This is a genomic window from Marinobacterium lutimaris (genome assembly GCF_900108065.1).
Lineage (GTDB): Bacteria > Pseudomonadota > Gammaproteobacteria > Pseudomonadales > Balneatricaceae > Marinobacterium_D > Marinobacterium_D lutimaris.
Genome location: NZ_FNVQ01000002.1, coordinates 525,649 through 551,486 on the forward strand (window position 1 = coordinate 525,649; position 25,838 = coordinate 551,486).

At 56.5% G+C, this 25,838-nt stretch carries 27 protein-coding genes; 23 read left to right on the top strand and 4 right to left on the bottom strand.

Translation table 11 applies throughout. The annotated features are described in order from the left end of the window. Positions 1-210 precede the first annotated feature (210 nt). From C4S72_RS12815 to C4S72_RS12825, 3 genes are read left to right on the top strand one after another with little or no spacing between them, the layout of a single operon-like run. Entirely contained in the window at positions 211-1,425 is a 1,215-nt protein-coding gene (locus C4S72_RS12815; protein WP_235009153.1) for an ATP-binding protein, read from the top strand. Next, complete coding sequence (locus C4S72_RS12820; protein WP_104003511.1) at positions 1,412-2,095, top strand: response regulator; 684 nt, start codon at positions 1,412-1,414, stop codon at positions 2,093-2,095. The genes C4S72_RS12815 and C4S72_RS12820 overlap by 14 nt, the downstream gene beginning before the upstream one ends. Next, on the top strand, positions 2,092-2,943 hold the full coding sequence (locus C4S72_RS12825; protein WP_104003512.1) for a PAS domain-containing protein: 852 nt from the start codon (positions 2,092-2,094) through the stop codon (positions 2,941-2,943). Before C4S72_RS12820 ends, C4S72_RS12825 begins: the two co-directional genes overlap by 4 nt. Here C4S72_RS12825 and C4S72_RS12830 read toward each other — a convergent pair. Together C4S72_RS12830 and gcvA are read right to left on the bottom strand one after the other, a co-directional pair. Then, the gene (locus C4S72_RS12830; RefSeq protein ID WP_104003513.1) at positions 2,940-4,172 is read right to left on the bottom strand and encodes an aminopeptidase P family protein; all 1,233 of its coding nucleotides are present in this window, start codon (positions 4,170-4,172) and stop codon (positions 2,940-2,942) included. The two genes, C4S72_RS12825 and C4S72_RS12830, sit on opposite strands and share 4 nt — an antisense overlap. Before the next feature lie 63 nt (positions 4,173-4,235). Then, on the bottom strand, positions 4,236-5,216 hold the full coding sequence (gene gcvA / locus C4S72_RS12835; RefSeq protein WP_160115516.1) for a transcriptional regulator GcvA: 981 nt from the start codon (positions 5,214-5,216) through the stop codon (positions 4,236-4,238). Between the two features lie 269 nt (positions 5,217-5,485). Between gcvA and C4S72_RS12840 the strand changes: the two genes are divergently transcribed. From C4S72_RS12840 to C4S72_RS12935, 20 genes are all read left to right on the top strand, one after another. Next, entirely contained in the window at positions 5,486-6,331 is an 846-nt protein-coding gene (locus C4S72_RS12840) for a transporter substrate-binding domain-containing protein (RefSeq protein WP_104003515.1), read from the top strand. 83 nt (positions 6,332-6,414) lie between these two features. After that, positions 6,415-7,395, top strand: coding sequence for an agmatinase (gene speB / locus C4S72_RS12845; RefSeq protein WP_104003516.1), 981 nt, complete (start codon positions 6,415-6,417; stop codon positions 7,393-7,395). Beyond that, entirely contained in the window at positions 7,392-8,360 is a 969-nt protein-coding gene (gene speB, locus C4S72_RS12850) for an agmatinase (protein ID WP_104003517.1), read from the top strand. The genes speB (C4S72_RS12845) and speB (C4S72_RS12850) overlap by 4 nt, the downstream gene beginning before the upstream one ends. 2 nt (positions 8,361-8,362) lie before the next feature. Further along, a complete protein-coding gene (locus C4S72_RS12855) occupies positions 8,363-9,013 on the top strand; it encodes an amino acid ABC transporter permease (RefSeq protein WP_104003518.1) in 651 nt (216 codons plus the stop codon). A 9-nt stretch (positions 9,014-9,022) separates the two neighbouring features. Beyond that, positions 9,023-9,682, top strand: a complete 660-nt coding sequence (locus C4S72_RS12860; RefSeq protein WP_104003519.1) for an amino acid ABC transporter permease — start codon at positions 9,023-9,025, stop codon at positions 9,680-9,682. Positions 9,683-9,729: 47 nt separating this feature from the next. Next, complete coding sequence (locus C4S72_RS12865) at positions 9,730-10,527, top strand: amino acid ABC transporter ATP-binding protein (protein WP_104003520.1); 798 nt, start codon at positions 9,730-9,732, stop codon at positions 10,525-10,527. Between the two features lie 587 nt (positions 10,528-11,114). Beyond that, a complete protein-coding gene (locus C4S72_RS12870; protein WP_104003521.1) occupies positions 11,115-12,011 on the top strand; it encodes a hypothetical protein in 897 nt (298 codons plus the stop codon). Between the two features lie 82 nt (positions 12,012-12,093). Further along, complete coding sequence (locus C4S72_RS12875; protein WP_104003522.1) at positions 12,094-12,957, top strand: hypothetical protein; 864 nt, start codon at positions 12,094-12,096, stop codon at positions 12,955-12,957. Between the two features lie 86 nt (positions 12,958-13,043). After that, a complete protein-coding gene (locus C4S72_RS12880; RefSeq protein ID WP_146071908.1) occupies positions 13,044-13,697 on the top strand; it encodes a hypothetical protein in 654 nt (217 codons plus the stop codon). A 94-nt stretch (positions 13,698-13,791) separates the two neighbouring features. Then, positions 13,792-14,895 carry an FRG domain-containing protein gene (locus C4S72_RS12885; protein ID WP_104003525.1) on the top strand — a complete coding sequence of 368 codons (1,104 nt, stop codon included), beginning with the start codon at positions 13,792-13,794 and terminating at the stop codon, positions 14,893-14,895. A gap of 60 nt (positions 14,896-14,955) precedes the next feature. Further along, positions 14,956-15,543, top strand: a complete 588-nt coding sequence (locus C4S72_RS12890) for a hypothetical protein (RefSeq protein ID WP_104003527.1) — start codon at positions 14,956-14,958, stop codon at positions 15,541-15,543. Positions 15,544-15,767: 224 nt separating this feature from the next. Next, positions 15,768-16,085 (top strand): hypothetical protein, encoded by a 318-nt coding sequence (locus tag C4S72_RS12895; RefSeq protein WP_104003528.1) that lies wholly within the window; start codon positions 15,768-15,770, stop codon positions 16,083-16,085. 459 nt (positions 16,086-16,544) lie between these two features. Then, entirely contained in the window at positions 16,545-17,540 is a 996-nt protein-coding gene (locus C4S72_RS12900) for a TRAP transporter substrate-binding protein (protein ID WP_104003530.1), read from the top strand. A gap of 66 nt (positions 17,541-17,606) precedes the next feature. Further along, the gene (locus tag C4S72_RS12905; RefSeq protein ID WP_104003532.1) at positions 17,607-18,113 is read left to right on the top strand and encodes a TRAP transporter small permease; all 507 of its coding nucleotides are present in this window, start codon (positions 17,607-17,609) and stop codon (positions 18,111-18,113) included. Between the two features lies 1 nt (position 18,114). Next, positions 18,115-19,404 carry a TRAP transporter large permease gene (locus tag C4S72_RS12910; RefSeq protein WP_104003534.1) on the top strand — a complete coding sequence of 430 codons (1,290 nt, stop codon included), beginning with the start codon at positions 18,115-18,117 and terminating at the stop codon, positions 19,402-19,404. A 19-nt stretch (positions 19,405-19,423) separates the two neighbouring features. Next, positions 19,424-20,599 carry an amidase gene (locus tag C4S72_RS12915; RefSeq protein ID WP_104003536.1) on the top strand — a complete coding sequence of 392 codons (1,176 nt, stop codon included), beginning with the start codon at positions 19,424-19,426 and terminating at the stop codon, positions 20,597-20,599. Positions 20,600-20,612: 13 nt separating this feature from the next. Further along, positions 20,613-20,996, top strand: coding sequence for an oxalurate catabolism protein HpxZ (gene hpxZ / locus C4S72_RS12920; RefSeq protein ID WP_104003537.1), 384 nt, complete (start codon positions 20,613-20,615; stop codon positions 20,994-20,996). A 74-nt stretch (positions 20,997-21,070) separates the two neighbouring features. Further along, entirely contained in the window at positions 21,071-21,730 is a 660-nt protein-coding gene (locus C4S72_RS12925; protein ID WP_104003538.1) for a GntR family transcriptional regulator, read from the top strand. Between the two features lie 235 nt (positions 21,731-21,965). Continuing rightward, the gene (locus C4S72_RS12930; protein WP_104003540.1) at positions 21,966-23,333 is read left to right on the top strand and encodes a flavin-containing monooxygenase; all 1,368 of its coding nucleotides are present in this window, start codon (positions 21,966-21,968) and stop codon (positions 23,331-23,333) included. 26 nt (positions 23,334-23,359) lie between these two features. Continuing rightward, entirely contained in the window at positions 23,360-23,710 is a 351-nt protein-coding gene (locus C4S72_RS12935) for a cupin domain-containing protein (RefSeq protein WP_104003542.1), read from the top strand. Between the two features lie 537 nt (positions 23,711-24,247). On the opposite strand, the gene C4S72_RS12940 is transcribed toward C4S72_RS12935, so the two are convergent. Then, entirely contained in the window at positions 24,248-25,117 is an 870-nt protein-coding gene (locus C4S72_RS12940) for a carbon-nitrogen hydrolase family protein (RefSeq protein ID WP_104003544.1), read from the bottom strand. Positions 25,118-25,171: 54 nt separating this feature from the next. Then, positions 25,172-25,765, bottom strand: a complete 594-nt coding sequence (locus C4S72_RS12945) for a GNAT family N-acetyltransferase (protein WP_104003545.1) — start codon at positions 25,763-25,765, stop codon at positions 25,172-25,174. Positions 25,766-25,838: the final 73 nt, after the last annotated feature.

The window sequence follows — 25,838 nt, forward strand, 5'->3', positions numbered from 1 at the left end:
CTCCATTCTGTTCAGACTCAGAGTGGTGCACCCGGAGAAGGAGCCAAAACGCCCGAAACCGATCACTGATAGGAAAAAATCTTTACTTACAATAGCTAGAGCTTCAATGCATCTATGGGGATACTACTTAGTAGGTAAGTTGCCAAAGTTGGCATATTTGCTGCTCTTCCCAGTGTTAAACCTGATTCAATGACTCGGGATACCCAAGTGATGCAAAGAACAGGCAACCAGGCTTATCAACCATCGACGGGCTGGCTCCGGCGTCTGATCGACGCGCTGTTGAACCGCTCTGCCGTGCCACAGGAGCAGACCGGCAAGCCGTCGGATTCGGCACGTTTCTCGGCCCTCTCCCTGGAGATAGCCGGCTGTGACAAGCTGGAAAACGTCTTACCCAGGCTGATGGAGACGCCGCAGCGCTCCTTCAGGCAGTACAACGGGCTGGAATCAGCCCATCTGCTCATCGCTACACGCTGCCCAGGCGAAGAGCTCCAGCTGCATACTCCCGGGGCACATCCAGGCAGGACGGATGATCTGCCCCCCGGCGTGGCCGGATTCGTTCGCTATCAACTGAGCGGCACCCTGGGCAGCCTCGACGAGCTGCACTCACTGGCCATGCCGCTGCCCGCCTCCACCGAGGCGCTGCATGCGATCCGTTTGCAATCCACACCCGCCGAGGCCTGGCTGATGCTGTCAGGGCCCGTCAGCCTGCCCAAGGCCGCCACCGCCACTTTTGAATCCCTGTCCCGCTCGCTGGGTCAGGGGCTGGCAATCCATGCGGCTCACCGCCAGCGTCTGGATCAGGCGATCACCCACGAACGCCGCACCCACGCCGCCGAACTGCACGATTCCCTCGCCCAGGTGTTGGGATATCTGCGCCTGGGCACCTCGCGCCTGGATGCTCGCTGCGGCCGCTGCGATCAGCCCGAACTGCAGGCGATCGCCGCCGACCTGTCACAGCAAACCCGCCACGCCTACCGCATGCTGCGCGATCTGATCAGCAGCTCACGATTGACGCTGGAAGGCGGCTCGCTGCACTCGGCCCTGCCCGCCGTGGTGCGGGAGTTCGAGCAACGCTCGGCGCTGGTGTTTGAGCTGGATGATCGCTGCCCGCAGCAGGAGCCAGATGAGAACTGCGCGATACAGCTGTTGATGATCGTACGTGAAGCGCTGAGCAATGCTGTGCGTCACGCCCATGCCAGTCATCTGCGAATTCAGTTACTGCCGCTGGACAACGGCGGAATGCACCTGAGGGTTGAGGACAACGGCGAAGGTCTCGACATGGAGCGCCGCCGCGGCGACAGCTTTGGCCTGAGCATCATGCAGGAGCGGGCGACGCGGATCGGCGCCCGTTTCAGCATCGAAGAGCGCCCCGGCGGCGGTACACGAATCGACCTAATACTGGAGGACAACGATGCACGTTCCTGAGAGCCAGGCATGCGCCCGGGTCGTTCTGGTCGATGATCACCCGATCTTCCGTCGCGGTGTGGCGGAGCTGCTCAATGAAAGCGGCCGCTTTGAGGTAATCGCCGACTTCAGCTCCGCCCGCGCCCTGCTGGAGGTGATCGACGAGCTGCAACCGGACCTGGCGGTGATAGATCTGCAGATGCCCGGCGATGACGGACTGTCACTGCTGCAGCAGTTAAAGGCGCACTCGCCGGATCTGCGCATCGTTATGCTCACCGCCTCGGATGACAGCGAACATCTGCTGCAGGCGATCCAGTCAGGCGCCGATGGCTACCTGTTGAAAGAGACCGATGCCGAACTGATCCTGCAACGCCTCGAAGGTGTACTGGAAGGCAAGGTAGCGCTGGATGACGAAGCCCTGGTGATTCTGACCCAGCGACTGAGAAACACCGAAGCCCCGGTACAGTCCGACAACTCGCTGGGCGAGATAACCCTGCGTGAGCGTCAGACGCTTTCCCTGATCGCCGCCGGCATGAGCAATAAACTGATCGCTCGGGAGCTGGGCATCAGCGATGGTACCGTCAAGGTGTACGTCAAATCCCTGCTGCGCAAACTGGATCTGCACTCCCGCCTGGAGCTTGCCGCCTGGGTTCATGCCCACCCGGAGGTCGAGCTGGAGGGCGAAGTATGAGCCTGCTAAAACCCAGCTGGATGCAACGCCATAAAACGCTGATCTCCCCGCAGACACTGCTCGACAGCCTGGACGAGGCGGTCCTGGTGATCGATCAGCAGGAGATCATTCTCCAGGCGAACCGGCGCTGGCTTGAATTGAGCGACGGCGACAGTTCCATCGGCAAGCCGCTGCACCTGTATCTGCATCCCAGGGATCACGGTCTCTGGCGCGAACAGCTCGATCAGCTGAGAAAAGGCGAACGCCCGGTCCCGGTCTGGCTACGCCTGCTCAGCGACAGCGACCTGCACTGGTGCGAGCTGCGCACCCAACCCGTCAACCGGGATTTAACCTGGCCGGTGAGCCTGACTCTCTGCGATATCACGCCCCAGGTGCGCCGCGATCAGCAGCGCGACGCCGATCACCGCAGCCTGAGCCAGCTGATGGCCAACCTGCCGGTGATGCTCTACCGCGCCCGTAACAACCGCAACTGGAGCATGGAGTATGTCAGCGAGGGCTGTCTCGAAGTGACCGGTTACAGCGCCGATGCGCTGGTGAACCAGCCACGGCTCAGCTACGGCGCGCTGATCCACCCCGAGGATGCCGGCCCCGTCTGGGACCAGGTACAGGAGGCGCTTCACCGCCGCGAGAGCTTCGACCTGCACTACCGCATTCATCACGCTGACGGCAGCGAGCGTAATGTGACTGAAAAGGGCCAGGGCGTTTACGCCGAATCCGGCACCGTGCTGGGTGTCGAGGGCGTTATTTTCGCCGTCGACATTCCGGAGGCCCCATCAACCCAGGCTCCTTCCTGGGTCGAAGCCGACCTGCCAGCCAGACTACAAGACGAGGTAAAGGGCCAGGTCTAGCCAAAAGACTCCACGCCGTAGCGAGAATCCCTGCCCGCCGAGCCCTGAATGGTCGCGATGCGGTTACTGGCCGCCCCCAGTGGCAGATCGGTCAGCAGCTCACAGCCGTTTTCGGTCACCAGCAACTGACTCACCTCCCGATAACCCACACCGCCAAGACTGGTATCCGGCAGCAGCAGTTCGGTGGTCAGCGTTAGCACCATGCCCGCCTCCAGCGGCCGCTGCGCAAACTCGCTGCCAGACGCCAGCGCGCACTCCCCAAACAGCTGCAGGTAATCCCGCGTCCCCTGGTTGCTCAGATCAAAACGACGATAGAGCGTATCCAGCTCAGCACTCACATCGGCCGGCTTGATGCCCGGGGCGACCAGCTCCACAGCCCTGCGGTGGGCCGCACAGTTGATATCCCAGAGCCTAAGCTGCTCATCCTCGCAGTAGCCAAGAAAAAAGGTGCGGGCGCTATGTAAACGATACCCGGCCAGGGCCGGCAGACAGCAGAGGTTGAGAATATCGCCCGGCTGAATCCAGCGCGCTCCGGGTGGATTGAAGCGGCCATCGGTGTTGTTGCCGGACTGCACCAGCACCGAGATATCGCTGATCTCCAGGTGCGGGTAATAGATCGCCGCCTCATCCAGCATGGCGCCGCGGGTCACCTCGGCCAGGGTATATTCCGCCAGCCCATCCGACAGTGCCTGGGTAAAGGTGTCGTAGCCAAGCCGCCCCAAGGCCGCAACCCGGCGCAGCAACTGAACCTCCTCCACCGAGCGTCGGGTGCGCAGCGCCAGCAGCTGCTGCTCCAGCGGATGCAGATGTTTAAGCTGCGGCAGCACCTCCCTGAGCCCAGCCTCCAGCGCACTTGAGAAGTCCCAGGACTCGATCCCGATCTGGCGCACACTGGGGATCAGGCGACGCAAAGTGCCAAACAGATGCGCGGCGTCGCGGTACACCAGGCTATCGCCAAAGCTATAGCGGTAGGCATGCCCGCCCTCGCTGATGGGCGACAGGGTAACGGAGCGCTCCGGCGTCAGGATCAGTAGCGTGGGCTGCTGCACCGAGGTCGGCACCAGGTTGCTGTAATAGGCGATGCTCGGAGCCTGCGTCAGCAACAGTGCATCCAGCCCCTGCTCATTCATCAGCTCCCGCACAACGCTCAGACGACGGAACATCTCTTCCGCGGAGAAGGCCGCGCGGCTCTTAACACCCGCGCGTATTTCGGTCAGATCGGCAAACACACACCCTCCTTATCAGTAGGAGGATCATGCGCTCGCCTCAAAAGGGGTACAAACCGCGATTTCTTATTGAGGGATAACCTCTGCTAATGGATCGCCCCGAGCCGCTGCCGCAGCGTCGGGAAGCAGCCGCTCCACCGCGAACTCGCGCTGAAACTCGGCAGCCTGCTCCTGCAGCCAGGCAAAAAACGCCGCCACCTGCGGGCGATCCAGCAGCTTTTTCAGGCAGACCACATAAACGCCATCGTCACGTTCGCAGTCATCAAACAGGGGAATCAGGCGTCCGCGCTGAACCTCGTTGGCCACCAGTACGTGCCGGCCCAGCGCCACGCCGCGGCCGTCCCGGGCGGCGCGCACGATCAGGTCCGCCTGGTTGAAACGGTAGCCGCTGCTGCAGTCCACCTCACGAATACCGTGCTCCACCAACCAGCGCTGCCAGGATGTGGATAACTTCGCCTGGGGCAGAGAGTCGTGAATCAACGGCACATTCACCAGGTCTTTGGGCTTTTCTATCTGTTTGTTTTTTAACAGCTCAGGGCTGGCTACCGGGTAGATGTAATCCCAGAACAGCAGCTGCTGCTCCATGGCCGGCTGATCGCCAATACCGTGGCAGATGCCGATATCGACGATCTCATTATGGAAGTTCGGCTCAGCGAGCTCCGCCACCAGGTGAACGTCGATGTTGGGATGTTTGATATGAAAGTCGTGCAGCCGCGGCATCAGCCAACGGCTGGCAAAGGACGGCATGCAGTACACCGTCAGCTTGCTCATATGGTTCTCGGATTCGATATCGCTGAGCGCATCGCGGATGCCGATCAGCGAGGCATGCACCACCGGATACAACGTGGCACCCGCGTCGGTCAGCACCAGCTGCCGGGTGCGGCGCTCAAACAGCTTATAACCCAGCCGCCCCTCCAGCTGGATAACCTTCTGGCTGACGGCGCTCTGCGAAACGCAAAGTTCTTCGGCGGCAAGGGTGAAACTGAGGTGGCGAGCGGCTGCTTCAAAATAGCGCAGGGATTCGAGCGGGGGTAAACGTATGGACATCAATTCTTCCTGTAACGGGTACCGATAATGCGATACCAGACCAGGAAACAAGCAGGATTCGTACCACAGGCGTGATTCCTGCCGTATCAACGCCGCACCGAAAAAATACGCACCAATACGATGCATAACCTAAAGATAAGCGAACCAAAAAAATACATAAGAACCCCTTATCCGGGGCAATTAGGAAATACCGTTTGTCCGGTTTACGGCTTGTTTCGATCATAGCCCCATCGAATTCCGATCATCTCTTCTTTCCGTGAGGCTATGTGATGAACACGACCAACCGTTTTAAAAAGCTCCTCTGCGTTGCCGGACTCTCTCTCACCGCGATGGGCGCACAGGCCGATCTGCTGGACGATATCAAGGACCGCGGCGAGATCGTGATCGCCACTGAAGCGCGCTACGAGCCGTTTGAAATGCTGGAAGACGGCAAGATCGTCGGCTACGGCAAGGACATTCTCGACGAGATCCTGAAAGACCTGCCGGGCGTTGAACTCAAGCAGCTCGACCTGCCGTTCCAGGGCATCCTGGCGGGCCTGAACGCCAAGCGTTACGACTTTGTCGCCACCTCGCTGATGGTGACCCAGAAGCGTCTCGACGCTTACGCCTTCACCAACCCGATCGCCGACGCCTCCCTGGCGATGCTCAAGCGCAAGGGCGATGACAGCATCAACTCACCGGAAGATATGGCCGGCAAGGTCGCCGGTGTTCAGGCGGGTTCCGCACAGCTCACCGGTGTTCTCGATTACCAGAAAGCCGTACTCGAGCCCAAGGGTGAAAGCGTAAAAGATATCAAGGAGTTCACCGACTACAACGAAGCCTACGCTGCCCTGGCTTCCCGCCGTGTGGACTTCGTGCCCCAGGCGATCCCTAACCTGGCGCCCATCGTCAAAAAACGCCCGGACATGTTTGAACTGGTACAGCCGGCCTTCGGCCCGACCGCCTACTACGGCTGGGCTGGCCGCAAGGATGACGACTCCAAGCGCCTGGTCGAGTTCTTCAACCAGGGCCTGCTGAAACTGCAGCAGAACGGCAAGCTGGCGGAACTGCAGCAGAAATGGTTCGGCTTCACCATGGAGCTGCCGGAAGGCGAAATGCCCGCTCCTCAGCAGTAAGCCTAACAAGCCATTACCCATACTTATTCAACGTCCGCCCTCTTTAACACGGCGGACGTTCTGCCTTAGAAGTGAATCCCCTCATGAGCGATAACGCATACGAAACCGGCCGCCTGAACCTGCCGTTTGTTGGCCACACCACTTTTGCCAAGAGCCCGGTCGTTTCCAACTGGAACGAGATCGACGCCGACTTCGCCGTGCTCGGCGTGCCCTACGACATGGGCTGCCAGTACCGCTCAGGCGCCCGCTTCGGACCGCGCGGCATCCGTGCCTCCTCTACCCTGTTCAGCTTCGGCCACAGCGGTGCCTACGACTACGAAGGCGACACCCTCTACCTGCAGAAGGAGAAGGTACGTATCGTCGATCTCGGTGACGTGGACATGATCCACACCAACACCGAGAAGTGCCTGGAAAACACCGAAGCCGCCGTACGCGCCATTCTGAAAAGCGGCGCCACCCCGGTGATCCTCGGTGGCGACCACGCCATCACCGCAGCCAACGTAGCGGCTTACTCTGAAGAAGAGCCGATCCACGTGGTGCAGTTTGATGCTCACCTGGACTTCGTCGACGAGCGCCACGGCGTACGTTACGGCCACGGCAACTGCATGCGCCGTATCTCCGAGATGGAACACGTGTCCGGCATGACCCAGCTGGGTATCCGCAACGTTTCCTCCTCCAACCAGGCCGACCACCAGGCGGCGAAAGATGCGGGTTCTACCATCCTGTCCGTGCGCCAGGTACGCAAGCTGGGCCTGCAGGCGCTGCTGGAGAAGATCCCGGCGGGCAAACGCTACTACCTGACCATCGATATCGACGGTTTCGACCCGTCCATCGCACCGGGTACCGGCACCCCGAGCCACGGCGGCTTCGCTTACTACGAAGTTCTGGAAGTGATCGAACAGCTGGCCCAGCGCGGCGATATCGTCGGCGTGGACGTCTGCGAAGTAGCGCCGCCTTACGACCCGACTGAAGTCACCTCCATTCTTGCTGCCCAGCTGCTGATGAACACCATCGGTTACATCGCGCACCACCGTGAGCAGAAAGCACTCGGAGCCGAAGCATGAGCAAGGATCCCAAGGTTCAGCCGCGTTACACCGGCATCCCCACGTTTATGCGTACCCCCTACGCACCGACGCTGGAAGATATCGATATCGCCCTGATCGGCGTGCCCTTTGACGGCGGCGTGACCAACCGCGCCGGCGCCCGTCACGGGCCGCGCGAAATGCGTAACCAGTCCAGCCTGATGCGCACCATTAACCAGGCCACCGGCGTTGCGCCGTTCGACCTGGTGCGCGTTGGCGATGCCGGCGATGCGGTGCCGGACACCCCGTTCGAACTGCTGGCGGCGCACAAGTCGATCGAAGAGTTCTACGAGGGCATCAAGGCCGCAGGCGTCATGCCGATCTCCGCCGGTGGCGATCACTCCATCACCCTGCCGATCCTGCGGGCGCTGGCGAAGGATGGCCCGGTGGCGATGGTGCATTTCGATGCACACTGCGACACCGGCGATTTCTACCTGGGTTCCAAGTTCCACCACGGCTCACCGTTCAAGGTCGCCGCGGAGGAAGGGCTGATCGATCCGAAGAAGACAATCCAGATCGGTATCCGTGGCGGCGTCACCGACCGCGATATCTGGAAGTTCAGCTACGAAAGCGGCATGCGCGTTATCCATATCGAAGAGTTCTACGAGATGGGCCTTAACGCCGTGATCGACGAGATCAAAAAGGTCGTGGGCGACAGCCCGGTGTACGTCACCTTCGACGTGGATGGTCTGGACCCGGTCTACGCGCCCGGCACCGGCACCCCGGAGATCGGCGGTTTCACCACCTTCGAAGCGCAGCAGATGATCCGCTCCCTGGCGGATCTCAACATCATCGGTGGCGATGTGGTGGAAGTGGCTCCGCCGTTCGATCCCAGCGGCGTTACCGCCCTGACCGGCGCCACCATGATGTTTGAACTGCTCTGCGTCTCTGCCGTGTCGCTTAAGCGTCAGCGCGGCGATTCAATCAGTACCGAAAACGGAGGCTGAGGATGTTTGATCTCGGAGTAGTCTGGGAATACCGCGGCGCTCTGCTTAACGGGCTGTGGATGACCTTCTGGATTTCAGGTATCTCGATCTTTTTCGGCTTCATCATCGGCGCCCTGATCTGTCAGGCGCGCCGTGCCGAAAATCCGGTGATCAGAGGCCTGGCCACGGTCTATATCAGCGCCCTGCGCGGTACCCCGATACTGATCCAGCTGGCGATTATCTTCTTCTTTCTGCCACTGGCCGGGATCAACATCCCCTCGCTTCTCGCGGCGATCATCGCGCTGTCGCTTAACAGCAGCGCGTTTCAGGCCGAGATCCTGCGCGGTGGTTTCCAGATGCTGCCGAAAGGCCAGCTGGAAGCCGCCTGGGATTTCGGCTTCAGCCGCTGGCAGTCGCTGATCCATGTGGAGCTGCCCCAGGTGGCCCGCAACACCCTGCCGGCGCTGGTCAATGATGCCATCGACATCATCAAGAACTCGTCGCTGATCTCCACCATCGCCGTAACCGAGCTGATGCGGGTGGCACAGCAGTACTCGTCCACCACCTACCGTCCGATCGAGTTTTTCATCGCCGCCGGGCTGCTCTATCTGGTGCTGACCACCGCGGTGAGCCAGGCCGGCCAGTACCTCGAACGCCGACTCAGCTACCGCTAGGAGATAAGCATGGACCTGACACTCTTCGTTACCTACGGCCCACAGCTTCTCAAAGGGGTGATGTTCACCCTCTACGTCTGCGGCGGCGCCCTGGTGATCGGCCTGCTGCTGGGGATGCTGCTCTGCATTATCGGCCGCAGCGGCAACCGCGCGCTCTACGTGTTCTACCGTCTTTACATCACCCTGTTCCGCGGCACACCGCTGCTGGTGCAGATCTACCTGGTGTTTTACGGCGGCCCGTTCGTGGGCCTGGAATTCAGTGAGATCCAGGTGGGTATCGGCGGCCTTGGCCTCTATACCGCGGCCTACTTTGCCGAGATTTTCCGTAGCGGCTTTCAGAGCATTCCCAAGGGACAGATCGAAGCGGCCACCGATCTGGGATTCTCGCGCAGCCAGACCTTTTTCCACGTCAGCCTGCCGCAGATGTTTGCCGGCGTGCTGCCGACCCTGGTAAACCAAACCATCCTGCTGGTGAAGGAATCCGCGATTCTGTCGGTGATCACCGTGCCGGAGATGACAACCGCCGCCACGCGGATGTCCACAGAGACCTTCTCGGTGATCGAACCCTACCTGTTCCTTGGATTCACCTACTGGCTGATCACTTTCACGCTGTCACGGGCCGCCCGCCGCGTCGAAACCCGGCTGACCGCCTATATCGCCGCCAGATGAGCCGCCCTTTGCAGCCAGACTGAAAAGAGATTGAAGAGAGACTGCCCATGAGCAACGTGAAACAGAAGCCGGTCATCCGCATGATCGACGTGAAGAAAAGGTTCGGCGACAACGAGGTCCTTAAGGGGATCGATCTGGATGTTTACCAGAGCGAGGTGGTCTGCATCATCGGCGGCTCCGGCTCCGGCAAGAGCACCATGCTGCGCTGTATCGACTTTCTTGAGACCTATGAAGGTGGCGAGATCACCGTCGAAGGCAAGATGATCGGCTACGGCTCCGATAACGCCGGTAACCTCAAGCCCCTGCCCAAGCACCAGGTGCAGAAAGACCTGCGCAACGTGGGCATGGTGTTCCAGCAGTTCAACCTCTGGCCGCACAAGAGCGTGCTGGAAAACGTGATGGCGCCGCTGATGCTGGTGGCCGGCTTCTCCCGCGCCGAAGCCAAGGAAAAAGCCCTGGCCGCCCTGACCAAGGTGGATATGGCGCACAAAGCCGATGTATTCCCCGGTACTCTTTCCGGCGGTCAGCAACAGCGTGTCGCCATCGCCCGCGCCCTTGCCAAGGAACCGCGCATCCTGCTGTTCGATGAACCCACCTCAGCGCTGGACCCTGAGCTGGTCGGCGAGGTACTCAAGGTGATGCGACAGCTTGCCGAAGAAGGGATGACCATGGTGATCGTCACCCACGAAATGGGCTTCGCCGCCCAGGTATCAGACAAGGTGATCTTCTTGGCCGATGGCCGTATCGAAGAGCAGGGCCCACCGTCTGAGCTGTTCGCCAACCCCACATCACCGCGCCTGAAAGCCTTTCTGGCCACCTGGTCCGAGCGCAACGGCACCCTCTGATTTTCTTAGGTTTACCCAACCTGTTTTAGCGCGGCAGCTTCTGGCTCCGCGCTTTTTTATTGGGCTGCTTATCAGTCACGGATGAGGTCCGCGTTTACTCGGATTCCGGCCACTGAGAATCCAGGGCACTCGCCAGCTTTCCAAGTCTGCTCCTCCAAACTCCGACTAAGTGCTTACACAAGAACGCCCTTATCTAACTTGTGCCTTCCTCCCAACCGTAGCAAACTGACTCCAGCGTCAGACAGGCAGTAGACGCATAGACTCAACGGTAGGTAAGCCAAGGGACTGATGATGAATACCTGCAGTGCATTCTCAGTGTTAACGATAAATTGCTTATCTCTGCGTACGGACCCAACGTCTCCGACAGCTTCAGCAACAGTAGTTCGCTTTACCTCTTCAGTGTTGCTTCAAGCGATTCGACCACCGTTTAACCTGGCAGCGGCGAATGGCTTCATTTTTTCTCTTTTATTTTCAATATCTTATTTTATAAAAAGCAGAATATCGAAAATTAAAAGGTATACCCGCCAATAATTATTATGACGTCGTAGACCTCATAAGCAGACTGTTAGGCATCAGAAGGAGCGAGAATGAAGTTTGAATTTGGAGATCTATATAAATTTATAGTATCTCTGGGTGTGGTATTGATAACCCTATCTATTTTAGCTCCTTGGATGTTTCTTAGGGAGCCTTTCGATCTATTCCGACCTGAGTCAGAGATCAACGCACTATCAGATGTGGCTAAGGCGGTGGTAATTGAAAGGCAATATGCAGTTTCGTTTATCGTTAGCTTTATTCCATGGTTCTCCTCTACCGGTTCTACTGTAGGAATGATATTCATCTTCCTTGGCCTAAAAAACTGGAGGAAAAACCAGCTCCATCTTGACGAGCAAACAAGGCTCGATGTCGAAATAAAAAAGCAATCACTTCGCTATGCAACCAAAGATGAAATAGAAGAGAAAGAAATGTCAGAATACGAGAGTCTTCAGGTTGCAGAGTCAGGAAATTCTGATTTCTATGTTGTTAATTCGTTTAGATCGCAATACTCAAAAGTGGAAGAGCTTGTCTACGACAAGTTAACAAAGATGTATGGAAATAAGTTTGACGTTAGTCACAACAAAATGGTGGCGAACGTTGAATTGGATATATTGCTTCGTGCTAAGGCCATGTTAACCAAAGACTATATAGTTGAAGTTAAATATATAAGGAAAGGATTTAACTTCGGCTGGCTTCGCGAAGTATATTTGAAAAATATATATGCAAAGAGCGTATATTCTCAGGTGACAAACAGACTGCCGAATACACTTCTTCTCATTGTTATTGATTCAGAGGCTTACAATGAAGAAAAGTACAACCAGTTAATAAATCGGTTGGCTGGAGAGTCTGAAGGTCGAAAAGGAAAAGATCTAGTTTGCATTATTACGAAACAGGAGCTTATGAGTAGTGATGCTCAAGCTCTTCAAGAAAGGCTGTCAATCCATGCCTAACAAGCGCAAGCACGCGGAACAATTTTCCGCTGCGCTCCATATTGTCTGGTGTTGTGGGCGTTAGGCTCCTAGGAGGGTACAAATGAGTGAAACTGCGGGTACGATTATAAAGCTACTGGCAGCCCTTACTTCACCAAAGGCATGTGTTAAGTACATAACAGTTGCAGTGACTTTGTTGATCTCCTGGAAATACCTTGAGCCAGTTATCTCAGAGACTCAAATATCCAAAGAACAATTATCAATTGTCCTGCTCCTTCTTGGTGTAGGGTGTGGCTCACTTGTAGGACAAGCAATATCCTGGGCTGCTGAGCTCTTATGGAAACAGCATAAGTCAAAAAAAGAAGCGGCGCTTAAACAAGAGATGGAATTAGAAGAAGCCAAGCGTGAAGGAATTGAGAAAGAACAAAAGGAAAAGTTGCTATTAACAAAGATTCAAAGTTCGTTTGAGCATCTACATTTCGAACAGAAATCCACTTTAAGAAAATTAACCCTGAAAAATGAAACTCTAGATCTGTCTGAGTCAAATAACTCAGCGCTAGAGAAAAATGGATACATTCAAAGGCTAGTACATGTCAGGGTTACAGATTACTTGACCCAAATTAATCCCCTGATCAGTCATTTCATTAAAGAGCAATGGTCAGCCGAAAAAGAGTCAAAGGTAAAATCGTTCCTAGAATATAACTATCATGCAGAGAAATTACTTGAGTTGCTTGAGGAAGATAATCAGGACAAGGACTTTCCTGTTGATAAAGAAGTTCTGAAAAGCACTTCACGCTACTCAGAGGGTGTTCGGGGGCAAGATGACGATAGAGAAAATAGCACAGGCTATTGGCTGTGGTTCGAGGACTATCTTTTAGAGGAGTTCGAGAAAAAGACTGGGAAATCGTATGTTGATGAAGCTTTTATATCCTTGCAGAGAATTACTGGCGATGAAGTCACAGCCTAACAAGCGCATGTTGTCGGACTGTTTTTCCGCTCCGCTCCAAACCAGCCGCAAATGCGGGCGTAAGAAAGAGGGGGCCCGGAATGTCTATGAGCTATGAGGAAGCCGAGCAGGAAGCTGCATATGATGAATTTGTTGCTTCGTTAGCAGAAGAGCTTTACGACGAACATCGCGACCAAGCGATTGAAGAGTTCATAACTGAAAGACTTCAGTCATACTATGAACGTAACTCTTCCATCGCCGTCAGTGCATTGAAATTTCTTGAAACTTCAAAGAGCCTATTAGACAAAGACCCAACGGCCTCGCTCCTCTATTCGTCGATCGCCACGGAGGTGATTTTAAAGACCGTTATTCTTAAGCCCATTGTTTCCGGCTTGGTGCACAGTGAATCGATTTCGGAGCTTATCGCAACTGTTTTGACTAAGCAGACTGGAGTGGATCGTTTCAAGGATCTGATATTTAAAATATTGGAAGAGTATGTGGAGATCAATGAGGGCGCTGCAAAGTATAGTCGTCCCAAGTCATCGATGTCTCTGTGGAAGGAGAGGGAGTTAGTTCAAAAAGTGCGGAACGCTGTAGCTCATCGAGCAGAGTTTTGCAGCGTGGCCGATGCTCAACTTTCTATGGCCATAGCAAATGAATTTTATTTACTTACGGAGCGACTTATCGGTGCACTCGGTTTCCATTTCGATAGCTCTGGCAAAATCAGGTTTGGGGTTCCCGGGCAACAAACTATGTTCTAACAATCTGCTTCACAGCGACCGATTTCCCGCAGCTTCGCAGCTCTAAACCGGCGCGTAAGCAAGGCATTATTAGTTTAAAAAATCTGAGAACTAAATGAGACAAGTATCTGGAGCAGTATTAACGCAAGAGCTTGCGAAGCATACATCTATTAAAGATGTAGCTGCTGACAAAGGGTTTCCGGTGAAATCATACAGGGAGCTAGTTGAACAAGTTGCGAAACTTTCATATCTAAATAAAGACCACCTTCTATTTTTTAGAGGCCAAGGAAGCGATTACAAAAACAAGGCAGAAAAGTCGACTTTCTACCCCACAATATATAGAAGCGACTATTTAACGCAGCAAGAACTAGATTATAGATTTGATAAGTTATATAGCGCCAGCAAAATTCTTGTAGACCTATTCAAGAAGCATAAAGTAGAAGGTCAGTATGAACTCAGACGAAAGAAATATATTCAGTGGAGCATACTTCAACATTACGAAGTTACTGAGACACCTCTTATAGATATTACGCAGTCCATTAGAGTTGCCTGTTCGTTTGCGCAATTGAATAACGATCAGGATACAGCCTTTATTTACGTATTTGGCCTCCCATACTACACGAACAGAATATCAATAAATTCGGAACAAGATTTAATAAACATTAGACTGTTAAGCATTAGTCCCCCAAAAGCACTTCGTCCATACTTTCAAGAAGGTTTTTTAGTGGGGACAGATGACATCACCAATGAGTACGAAAGAAAAGAAGAGTTAGATTTAAACAATAGATTGATTGCAAAGTTCGAGATACCAAACTCTGATTCATTTTGGGGTAAGTCTTTCGACCGTATTCCTAAAAATGCTCTATATCCGCAAAACGACGAGATTGAGAGAATATGTCGAGATATTAGTAAAAATCTTGGTGCAGAGATTGCGCCTTCTAATATAGGTAAATTCCTTAAATTGTGGGCAGAAATTGAGCAAGATACTTTGAGGCGAGCCAGGAAGTATATTAGAGATATTCATAACATAAGGAATGCCATTACGGTTCTACTAAAATATGAGGAAAATACGTATGGATTGTATAAGGAACTAGACAATTTACGTATTTTTCGGAACAATGTTGTGCACAAGCCAGCATCCATTTCAAATGACGAATTAAATAGAAATATACAAACCCTCAGGATGCTTAGAGTAGAAATTGGCAAAAAAAACTCATAACAAGAAAAATATGCGCGCCTTCTTTGGGCGTTATTCATAGAAATCCAGGAGCTCAAACTAATGCAGTTTTTTGCTCTTATTGAATATCTAATATCTGGAATAGTTGCATCAGTCTGGGTAGTAGCTTTGGTGAACGAAGCTATAGATCTACCAGTAGAATTGATAAAAGACTACAAAGAAGTGTTCGTTGTAGTATATTTTCCCATAGCATACATATTGGGGATTTACGTTGATGTAGCCTCATCTTTTACAATCCGAAGAACCAAACAATGCATATTGGGAATGTGCAAATATTGCAAGTTTAGATTTTTTCTTCGAACCACAAAGAAGGCTTTTTATTTTTTAGCAGGAAGGCCTAAATCCGACTCCTACGAGCGAGGGGCTACCATTCTGGCTCAATCGCCAAGCGATATGGCGAAGACGATGGATTTATATGTGAGTAGAGACCGAATCGCCAGAGGAATGGCCTTAAACGCTTTTGTATCAGCATTTGTTTCGTTAGCCCTATTGCCAAGCATGATCAATATTAAGGCCTTTCTCATTTGTTTCCTTGTTTTCTTAATTTCTATATTCGTCTGGGCACGCCTACGAAGGCTTTCCTCTCGATTCAAGCGTGTTGCTATAAAAAAGCTGGAAAGTAATCCATAACAGGGCCGTCAACTTTAAGCCCAGCTACGCTGGGCTCGGAACTCTCCTGCTGCCTAGTTCCGTTCCGGTATCTTACAAGGAGCGGTACTGATCCACTTTCTAAGTCATTAACCCTATTGATTTCATACCCTATGACTCGACCACCGAAATATAGTTACCTATTCCTACCAGCCCTACTGGCCTGCACCTCCGGCCAAGCCACCGCTCAGGACATCTCGGTAAGCATGGCGGAGTGTGCGGCGATCTACGATGTACTGGCCGAGTCGGCAGAGTACCAGGGCAAACCCGAGGATCAGGTCCAACAGATGCAGGCGGTATCCACTGAATTTAAAGACCATGCGGTTCCCCGTGCCGAATCGGAAGGCAAGGCGGACCCGGAGCAGTTTATCGCACAGACCTATGCGGATAAGCGGTTGTACTGGGCTGAGCGCTGGTTTGATTCTTCCGATTTCAGTTTTCTGGCCAACTTCAGTGAGAACATCGAATGGACCAAGTACTGCGCCAGCATGGGTAAGCACTACGGTGTTTTGCCGCTCAAGTGAGCGGTTACTTTAGTAGCTAGTTGAACAACCAGGTGAACAAGTAGCTGCACAAACCTGCCCACGACGTAAAGCCAGCAACCTGACTTTCTAGCTCTTCCCTTCTCTCGATTTGCAGTCATAGCGCCTCAATCTGGAACTACTTGTCCCGGCTCACCTGTCCCTGCTCTTTTTTTCTACTGGTGATCTTGTACTGGCTCTCTAATCACGCTCCAGCTTCCAGTTATCCAGGATAGTCACCGCCCTCCCCAAGCCTCTCGGCCGATTGCTAGCCAAAGCGCACCGATACGAAGCAGAAAATCTGTATACAAGACAAATTTAGTGCACCAATTATGTTCAGATTTACCAATTTATAAGTAATCCCTTGTTTTTAAACGGTTTAAATAAGTGGCACTCATCTTGCTCTTGTATACAAGAAATAGCCTGACAACGTTTAATCCGCCGAGACAAGGAAAGAGATAGATGAATAAGCCGCTCAAAACCCTGATCAGCGCCATGACCCTGGCCATGTCCGCCACCGCCCTGCACGCCCAGGCCGCCAGCGTGATCAAACTGCATCACGATATGACCGAAGACAGCGCCCAGCACGAAGGCGCCGAACGCCTGAAGCAGCTGATCGAGGAGCGCTCCAACGGCGAATATGAGGTTAACATCTACCCGAACAACGCCCTCGGCGATGATGTTCAGGTGGCGCAGCAGATGCAGTTCGGCGCCGTCGAAGCCGCACCTATCCCCACCGCCAAGCTCAGCGGCTTTAACAAGAACCTGCAGCTGATCGATATGCCTTTCCTGTTCCCGTCCCGCGAAGCGGCCTATGAACTGCTGGACGGCCCGATCGGGGACGAGGTGCTCTCTGGCCTGCGCAAGGCGGGTTTTGAGCCGGCCATGTTCTGGGAAAGCGGCTTCAAGCAGCTGACCTGCAACCACGCGGTGACCTCCCCCGATGATCTGGATGGCCGCAAGGTGCGCGTGATGGAAAGCCCGCTGCTGATCTCCCAGTACAAGGCGCTGGGCTCCAACCCGGTACCGATCGCCTTCAGCGAAACCTACACCGCCCTGCAGCAGGGTGTGGTGGAGTGCCAGGAGAACCCACTGGTCTCTATCTCGCAGATGAAGTTCTACGAGGTGCAGGATGACCTGATGCTCTCCAACCACGGCTACCTGGCCACCGCCTTTATCTTCAGCAAAACCTGGTTCGATCAGCAGAGTCCGGAAAACCAGCAGATGCTGAAAGCCGCCGTGCGTGAAGCCGGTGAGTACCAGCGTGAGCGCTCCATCGCCCGCGAGCAGGCCTACCTGGATGGCATCGAAGCCGCCGGCGGTACCGAGATCGTCAGCCTGAGCCCGGAGCAGCTGCAGAAGTTCAGCCAGGCGATGACCCCAGTGTATGACGAGTTCGCCGGCAAGCTCGACGACAACCTGCTTGAGCGTACCCAGCAAGCCCTCGCCGCCCAGTAAGCCGATCAGAACGTCCCGGGGCTGCTGCTGTTCGCAGCCTCCCAGGCCCCGGGCTGGAGACTCTTTATGTGGAACAGTTTCAGTCGTCTACTGGCGTGGATCGAGAACGGCACCGTGGGTGTGCTGATCATCTTTGCCGCCTCCATGCTCTGTATTCAGATCGGCGCCCGCGCCCTGTTTAACTACTCGTTCAGCTGGGCCGAAGAGAGTGTGCGCTACTCGATTATCTGGATGGTGTTTATCGCCGGCAGCATCGCCTTCCGCCAGAACGCCCATATCCGTATCGATGTGCTCAAGCAGATCGCCCCCGAGAACATGCAGAAGCCGCTGCAGATTCTGATCACCCTGACCTGCATGGCGCTGTGCGCGATGCTGACCTGGCACGGTTATCACCTGACCCGCCAGATCATGATGTTCGGGCAGAGCTCACCGGCCATGGAAGCACCGATGTACCTGTTCTACATCTCTATTCCGCTCAGTTCGGCACTGATGCTGATCCGGCTGTCGGAAACCCTGGTGCGCCTGCTGCGCAACCAGTCCCTCGAATACAGCAATACCCCGGCAGGTGCTTAACATGGGTTCAGGATTTCTTTTTCTTACCTCCGGCCTGCTCGCCGCCGGACTACCGATTTTCGTCGCGCTGACGCTGGCCGTGTTTATCGGCCTCAGCGTGGCCGGCACCACACCGCCGATGCTGATCGTGCAGCGCATGTTCTCCGGCCTCGACAGCTTTCCGCTGATGGCGATCCCGCTGTTTATTCTGGCCGGTAACCTGATGAGCACCAGCGGCCTCTCCAACCGTATTCTCAAGGTAGCGCAGATGCTGGTGGGCCCGTTCCGCGGCGGCCTGGCGATGACCACCGTGACCGGCTCCATGTTCTTCGGCGCTATCTCCGGCTCCAGCCCCGCCACCGTGGTGTCGGTGGGCCGGCTGATTCTGCCGTCAATGCTGAAAGAGGGTTACGACCAGAAGTTCTCCGTGGGCCTGCTGATGGCCACCGGCGCCGTCGGAATCATTATTCCGCCAAGCATCTTTATGATCGTTTACGGCGCCATGGCCGGCGTATCGATCGGCGCGCTATTTATGGCGGGCATCGGCGCGGGCCTGGTCTATGGCCTGGTGTTCCTCGCTTACTGCTACTACCGCGCCTGCAAATCGGGCATGGAGTCACGGCCCTTCCCTTCCCGTCAGGAGCTGTTCACCGCTTTGCGCGAAGCATCCTGGGGGCTGGCGATTCCGGTGCTGATTCTGGGCGGTATCTACGGCGGTATTTTCACCCCCACCGAAGCGGCTGCTGTGGCAGTTGTCTACGCCACGGTGGTGGGCATGTTCATCTACCGCGAGCTCAGCATTGAGGATCTCTGGCGTGTCTGTGTCGACAGCGCCGTGGTGACCACCCAGGTGATGATCATCGTCGCTTCCGCCGCGGCCTTCTCCTGGTACCTGACCACCTCTGGCCTGACCCAGCAGCTGGCCACTGGCCTTCTCTCGCTGAGCGATAACCCGGTGGTACTGCTGCTTCTGATCAACGTGGTGGTGCTGATCGCCGGCATGTTCCTGGACCCCAACTCCATCGTCATCATCCTGGTGCCGCTGGTGATCAAGGTGGCGGAAATGGCCGGTGTGGATCTGGTGCACCTGGGCGTGATCCTCTGCGTCAACTGCGCCATCGGCATGTTCACCCCGCCCTTCGGTATGAACCTGTTCGTGGCCAGCAGCCTGGGTGGCGTTACCTACGGTCAGGCGGTGAAAGGCGCTCTGCCGCTGGTGTGGCTCGCACTGATCGTACTCTTCGTTATCAACGCCGTGCCGGAAATCAGCCTCTGGCTGCCACGCACCGTCATGTCCGGTATCTCCGGCTAACAGGATAGGGAAAGCCCCCATGCAACTGACCACAGGTTTTATCGAGAACGACCCGGTGGAGCGACTGCCCCAGGGCAGCGGCCTTCTGGATGGGCTGGTTTTCGCCAGCAAGGATATCTTCGAGCTCAAGGGACATGTCACAGGCCTTGGCCAGCCCCAGTGGCGTGCGACACACGCACCCGCCACTATGGATGCACCGGTATTCACCAAACTGCTGGATGCCGGTGCTCACCTGATCGGCAAGACCCATACCGACGAGCTCTGTTACAGCATCGCCGGGCAGAACGCCCATGACGGCACACCGCCCAACCCGGCGCTGCCGGGCGCGATTCCCGGCGGCTCATCCAGTGGTTCGGTATCGGTGACTGCTGCCGGGCTGGTGGATTTCGCCATCGGCAGCGACACCGGCGGTTCGGTGCGCATTCCCGCCAGCTACTGCGGCGTTTACGGCATCCGCCCCACCCATGCAGCGATCTCCAGCGAAGGCGCCGCGCCACTGGCGCCCAGCTTCGACACCCTGGGCTGGTTTGCCCGCGATATCGAAACCCTCAGCAAAGTCGGCAAGGTGCTGCTGCCCACGGATGCCGACAGCTTCGGATTTTCCCAGGTACGCGGCATTACCGATGTGTATTCCAATGTAGAACCGGTACTGCTCACCCAACTGCAGGAACGGCTCGACGCCAACAAGCTACTCACCCAGATCGACGCGCTCACCCTCGGTGAGCTGGACCGCTTCCCCTCTCTGTTCCGCGTGGTGCAGGGCTACCAGGCCTGGCAGGCCTATGGTGAGTGGATAGAGGCGACCCGCCCCAACTTTGGCCCCGGCATCCGCGAGCGTTTTGAGGCCGCCTCAAAGATCAGCCGCGACGAATACGCCACCGCGCTGGCCGCCGCCGATGCCCTGCGCAATGAAGTTCGCAGCCTGTTCGATAACAACACCGTCTGGTGTATGCCCACGGCACCCGGCCATGCGCCTGCCATCGATGCCTCCCCCGAAGAGGTGGATGCGACCCGCACCCGCACCATGCGGATGAACGCCATCGCCGGTATCGCAGGTCTCCCGCAGATCAGCCTGCCGCTGCTGCATGACGGCACCGGCCCCGTGGGGCTGTCACTGATCGGGCCCGCCGGCAGCGACCGAGCGCTGCTGAATCTGGCCGCCGAACTGGACGCCGGCTGGAATAACCCTAAATAAAAGGAGAGTATTAGTGATACTGGATGATGCAGCCGTGCTGGAAGAGGTAAAAGCCGCTTTCGCCGAGTACGAACAGGCCCTGATCAGCAACGATGTTGTGACCCTGGACAAGCTGTTCTGGAACGATCCGCGGGTGGTACGCTACGGCGCCACCGAGAACCTGTACGGCTATGACCAGATTGCCGAGTTTCGCAAACAGCGCCCGAGCAAGGGGCTCTATCGCGAGCTGCGTAACACGGTGATCACCGCCCACGGACCCGACCTGGCCACCGCCTGGACCGAATTTACCCGTCCCGGCTCGGAGCGGATCGGTCGCCAGAGCCAGGTTTGGGCACGGCGCCCGGAGGGTTGGCGTATCGTCGCCGCCCATGTGTCGTTGATGGACCCGGCGAGCTGAGTCGCGCCGGCCAACGAAAAAGAACAGGCTTGAAACCCTGAGTATTCAGGCAGCGCTAGCAGCAAGGCACCGTTATGACTGAGCAAACAACACAAGATCTGCCTCTGGCGGCACGCATCCGCAGCGCCCTGTCGGACGATATTCTTTCCGGGCGTATCGAAGCCGGCGCCCGTCTTGATGAGGTGGCCCTGGCTGATCAGTTCGAAGTATCCCGCACGCCGGTGCGCGAGGCGCTGAAGCAGCTGATCGCCACCGGCCTGGTGGAACACCGCCATCGCCGCGGGGTATTCGTCACCGAGATCACCTCGGACCGGCTGGCCGAGATGTTTGAGTATGCCGCCGAGATGGAAGCGCTCTGCGCCCGCATGGCGTCGATCAACATGAAGCAGGCGGAACGCGAGGCGCTGCTGGCGATCCATCTGGACAGCCACGCCCATGTGCTCAACGGCAATGTGGACGCCTACGAGGCTGCCAATATCAAGCTGCACGAGGCGCTGTTTGAAGGTGCCCACAACCACTTCCTGGCCGAAGCGGTGCTGCTGGCACGGGCCAAGGTGACGCCCTACCGCCGCGCCCAGTTCCGGGTAGAGGACCGGCTGCATACCTCGTTCAGCGAGCATGGCGAGATCGTCAAGGCGGTGCTCAAGGGGCAATCCGATCTGGCCGCGCAGCTGCTGCGTGAGCATGTGGGCCGCTCACACCGTACCTCTCTGCAATATATGGAGCGTGACTAGCCTTAGCGGCTCACGCTCTCTCTTCCGTTCCACTCGCGCTGCTTCCGGCTGCATCGCCAACTACACCTCTGACTATCCCCTTCGAGTCCCCCCCCCTCTAACTACCCCAGGGACTACCCCTTTTTACCTACCCCCACCGGGGAATTATCAGCGCGCCCTCCAGCGCTTAACTTGGATCTTACACACATTTTGCGCACGACTATTTCTAGAACCTGCAAGATAACTGGAGAGATCCATGAACAAACGAGTAGCCATTATCGGCGCCGGTCCCAGCGGCCTGGCGCAGCTTAGAGCCTTCCAGTCTGCCCAGGCCAAAGGTGCCGATATTCCGGAGCTGGTCTGTTTTGAAAAGCAGAGCGATTGGGGTGGTATGTGGAACTACACCTGGCGCACCGGACTGGATGAAAACGGCGAGCCGGTGCACGGCAGCATGTACCGCTACCTCTGGTCCAACGGACCGAAAGAGTGTCTGGAGTTCGCCGACTACACCTTCGAGGAACACTTCGGCAAGCAGATAGCCTCTTACCCTCCTCGCGAAGTGCTTTTCGATTACATCAAGGGCCGTGTGGAAAAGGCCGATGTACGCAAATACATCCGCTTCAACACCCCGGTGCGCCATATCACCTTCGACGCCGACACCAAGATGTTCACCGTCGAGGTTCAGGACCACAACACCGGCAACAGCTACAGCGAAGAGTTTGATTATGTAGTCTGCGCCAGCGGTCACTTCTCCACGCCGAAGGTGCCGGAATTCCCCGGCTTCGGAACCTTCGGCGGCCGTATCCTGCACGCCCATGACTTCCGCGACGCGCTGGAATTCAAGGACAAGGATATCCTCATCGTCGGCGCCAGCTACTCCGCCGAAGATATCGGCTCCCAGTGTTACAAATACGGCGCCCGCAGCATCACCAGCTGCTACCGCACCGCGCCGATGGGCTTCAAATGGCCCGAAAACTGGGAAGAGAAACCCAACCTGACCCACGTCGATGTAGAGAACGCCTACTTCGCCGATGGCACCAGCAAAAAGATCGACGCGATCATCCTCTGCACCGGTTACCTGCACCACTTCCCCTTCCTTGATGACGAACTTGCCCTGAAAACCGATAACCGCCTCTGGCCGTTGGATCTCTACAAGGGCGTGGTCTGGGAAGATAACCCGCAGTTCTTCTACGTCGGCATGCAGGACCAGTGGTACTCCTTCAACATGTTCGATGCCCAGGCCTGGTTTGTGCGCGACATCATCCTCGGCCGCATCCCGCTGCCTTCCAAGGAGGAGATGACCGCCGACAGCCTGAAGTGGCGCGAAGAGGAACTGGCATTGGAAACCGCCAAGGAGATGTACGAGTTCCAGGGCGCTTACATCCTGCACCTGATCGAGCAGACCGATTACCCCACCTTCGATATCGATGGCGTGAACCGTACCTTCCTCGAGTGGAAGAATCACAAGAAGGAAAACATCATGACCTTCCGTGATCACTCCTACGCCTCGCTGATGACCGGCACCATGGCACCGCCGCACCACACCCCCTGGCTGGATGCGCTGGACGACTCCATGGAAGCCTACCTGGGCGACGCAGAAACCGAGGCTAAAAAGGCCAGCTAAGCTGGCCCTTTAACAGGAGATTCACCATGAGCAGCATTACCAAACTGCCGGTACGCAGCGTTGAACCGATCACCGATGACCTGCCGGGCTGGGTGAAACAGGAAGGCTCGCCAAGCATGTCCACCTGGATCGAATACACCGCGCCGGACGAGTCAATGATCGCCGGCTGGTGGACCGCCACCCCGGGCACTTATCACGCCACCTACGCCAGCTGGGAGTTCATTCACCTGATCGAAGGCAAGGCGATCATCACCCCGGAAGGCGGTGAGTCGGTGGAAGTGGGACCAGGCGATGCGTTCGTGATTGAAGCGGACTTTGTCGGCACCTGGGAGATTATCGAGCCGATCCTGAAGCACTTCACCATTCGGATGAAGTGATCAAACGCGGGCGGCTGATCGCGGCGGGGCGCCGCTCCTACGAAATCCTCGCACGGATCCATTGTAGGAGGTGCGCCTCGCACCGATTGAGCCCCGCTTCGCAGCCATTTCAAACCACGGCGGAATGATCGCGGCGGGGCGCCGCTCCTACGAAAACCATGCACGAACCCATCGTAGGATGGCGCGCCTCGCGCCGATTGAGCTCCTACGAAAACCGCGCACGAACCCATCGTAGGAGGCGCGCCTCGCACCGATTGAGCCCCGCTTCGCAGCCATTTCAAACCACGGCGGAATGATCCCAGCGGGGGCTCCGTTCCTACGACAACCTCGCACGAACCCATCGTAGGAGGCGCGCCTCGCGCCGATTGAGCCCCGCTCCGCAGCCATTTCAAACCGCGGCGAGTGATCGCGGCGGGGGCGCCGCTCCTACGAAAACCGCGCACGGATCCATTGTAGGAGGCGCGCCTCGCGCCGATTGAACCCCGCACCGCAGCCATTTCAAACCACGGCGGAATGATCGCAGCGGGGGCGCCGTTCCTACTTGAAGCGGAACTGGCTATCCCAGTCGCGGTGGTTGAACACCTGGCCGTTGGCGCGCACCTGCGCCAGGGCTTCCAGGTCCAGCTCGGCAATGACCCAGCCGGCTTCGCCCTCTTCTCCCTGCGCCAGTACGCCATCATCGGGGTAGCCGTAATCCACCGGTGTATAGATCGCGGCGCGGCCGCTGTTGATATCCACCGCCTCAGACCAGGGCGCTTCACCGATGGTCGGTGACTGGGCGACGAAGCACTGGTTCTCCAGCGCCCGCGCCTGGCAACCGATTCGCACGCGGTTGTAGCCGGCCTGGGTATCGGTGCAGCTCGGCACCAGGATCAGATCCGCGCCCATCTCCACCTGTTTGCGGGCGATGGCCGGGAATTCGCTGTCGTAACAGACAGAGATACCGACCTTGCCGAAAACGGTGTCGATCACGCGGATCTCGCTGCCGGCACTGATCAGCCACTGCTCCGACTCAAACCGGGTCATCTGCAGTTTGTCCTGGTAGTCGCGGGTACCGCTGGGGCGGAACAGCCAGGCGCGGTTCACGTAACGGCCATTCTCCTGCAACAGCGGGAAAGTCCCCGCCTGGATATGCAGCTTGTGTTCCTGCGCCAGCTCGGTAAACAGATCCAGAAACGGCTGATGCAGACTCTGCATCGCTTCCAGCTGGCCCGACAGGGAGCGGTAGACGTTGGCCTCAAACAGCGAGGCCAGCTCCATGCTGAAGTATTCGGGAAACAGCAGGAAGTTGGCGCCCTGGCTGACGGCATCGTTCACCATGCCCTGGATTTTGGTGCGATAGTTTTCCCAGCTACCGACAAAGTTGATCGGGTACTGGGCAGCAGCGAGCGTCAGGGTATGGTTCATGGGAGTCTCTTGGGCGCGGAGCGTTAATTATTAGGGGCAGACCTGGCTAGGCGTTTAAACCAGCCGCTTCAGATAAAACTGCATCGGCTTGGCGGTCTCTTCCGCATCGCCCACATCCTTCCAGCTGAATTCGGTAAGCAGACCAGCTTCGGCATTGTAACCAAAGTGCTGCCAGATAGCGTCCAGCGGCTGGTAATCGGCGGGTTTTAACGGATGATTCTGGGGGCGCTGTACGGCGCAGAACACGCTGATCGACTTACCTAAAGCGTGCGCTTGGGCTTCACGTTCGCGGAAGAACCCCTTGTAGAAACCGGCGCCGCGGTGCTCCGGCAGCAGCACGGACTCGGCACAGTAGAAAATATCGTCCACGTTCCAGCCAGACTGCTCAAAGGGACGGCGAAACTCTTCGGTCTCATCGGCCAGCGCCAGTCCGGTGGAGGCGCCAACGACCTGATCGCCATTAAGCGCCAGCACACAGACGGCAGAGTCGGTTTCCACGTAGGTACGCAGGTACTTCGCCTCGTATTCGAGCGAGCCGTCGTAGAGATAGGGGAAGTCACGGAAAACCCGGATTCGCAGCGCCGCCACATGGTCGAGCCAGGGCTCGAGTTCGGCACCACGCAGGGTAAGAAGCTTGTAATCGTTCATGCGCGGGATAATACCGCCTTTTGAAAAAAAGGCGGTAACTCGGTGAGGCCGTTAAGTTAGATCGCGGCGGTCA